We start from the raw sequence: 1,522 nt of genomic DNA, 5'->3' as shown, positions 1-1,522 counted from the left end.
CCCCCGAAACCACGCCCCCGCAAGCTGTGGCCCTCGACTTCTTCGGCACCCTCGGCCACTGGGAACCCGGCACCGTCGGAAGCCCCGCCCAGGTCCTGTACGACGCCGCTCCCGACCGCGCCCGCATCGACACCGTCCACCTGGTCGACCTGGTCGAGGGTAAGAACGGCACCGTCCAGCGCGACACACCGGCCACCGCCGCGGCCTACGCACGCTGGGAGGAGGACAGCTGGCGCGCCGCCGCCCGCTACGCCCACGTACCCGTCACCCCGACGCTCATCGAGGAACTGCGCGCCGTCCTCGACGCCCGCCGCCTCGAACTCTACGAGGACGTACGCCCCGCCCTGCGCACCCTGCACGAGCACCACATCCCGTGGGTGCTGTGCTCCAACGCCTCACCCGACGTCGAGGGCAAACTCCACACCCTCCTCGGCCCCGAACTGCGCCCCCGCGGCTGCGTCGTGTCCTGGCGCGTCGGCGCACGCAAACCGCACCCGCGCATGTTCACCGCCGTGCTCGACGAACTCGCCCCGCACACCGCCGCCCAGACCCTGTTCATCGGCGACCGCTACGACTGCGACATCGCGGGCCCCCGCACCCACGGCTTCCGCACCGCCCTCCTCGACCGCGACGGCCGAGCCGCCCTCCGCGACACCGAACGCGCCGCGACCACCGTGTGGAACGACCTGCGGCCCCTGACCGAACTCGTGCGCCGCCCCACCACGACGCCCGCGACCTCCTGAGAACCCTGCGAAAGGCGGAGAACACCGTGAGCATCAACGCCCCGACACTCGCCCCGGTCCAGTCACCGGCCCACCTCACGGCCCGCGGCGGCAACCCCGCACGCGGCCACGTGAACGTCTCCGGCTTCAAACACGTCATGGTGCTCGCCGTCGCCTACGCCGTCGGATCCCGGAGACGCACTGTCCTCACCAACGTGCCGGACATCCTGGAGACCCGCACCTACCTCGAACTGCTGCCCCAACTCGGCGTCCACACCTCACAGGCAGGCTCCAGCCTGGTCCTCGCCCCCGGCGACCTCCCCTCCGCCGACGACGCGACCGGCTCCGCCACCGCGCTCCCGCCCGTCGCGGAGAACATCCACGGCAGCCTCTACCTCCTGCCCCCGCTCCTCGCCCGCCGGGGCCGGATCGGCTTCTCCGCGTTCGGCGGCTGCCCCATCGGCAGCGCCCAGGACCGCGGCGCCCGCCCCTGGCGGCACATCGTGCGCGTACTGGAACACTTCGGCGCCCGCTTCGACGCCACACGGCGCGAGCTGACCCTGCCCCCACACGGCTACCGGGCCACCGAACTGGACCTCGGCCTGTTCGCCGACGACCAGACCCTGCTCACCGGAGCCGAATACTCGGGAGCCACCAAGGCCGCCGTCCTCGCCGCCGCGTTCGCCGACGGCACCACGGTGCTGCACCGCCCCTACCGCAAGGCCGAACTCGAGTCGCTGCTGCGCCTGCTGGAACAGGACGGCGTCCACGTCCGGCGGACACCCGACCGCATCGAGATC

General features: G+C 72.5%; 1 protein-coding gene and 1 pseudogene. Both read left to right on the top strand.

The annotated features are described in order from the left end of the window. A partial coding sequence (locus tag K377_RS41175) for an HAD family hydrolase (protein ID WP_146614882.1) occupies positions 1–743 on the top strand: 743 nt, incomplete at its 5' end. A 26-nt stretch (positions 744–769) separates the two neighbouring features. After that, positions 770–1,522: pseudogene (locus K377_RS41170) on the top strand (hypothetical protein); the annotation flags it as partial.

Origin of the sequence: Streptomyces sp. PsTaAH-137 (assembly GCF_003259365.1) — a bacterium.
GTDB lineage: Bacteria > Actinomycetota > Actinomycetes > Streptomycetales > Streptomycetaceae > Streptomyces.
This window is presented reverse-complemented; position numbering and strand designations above follow the sequence as displayed.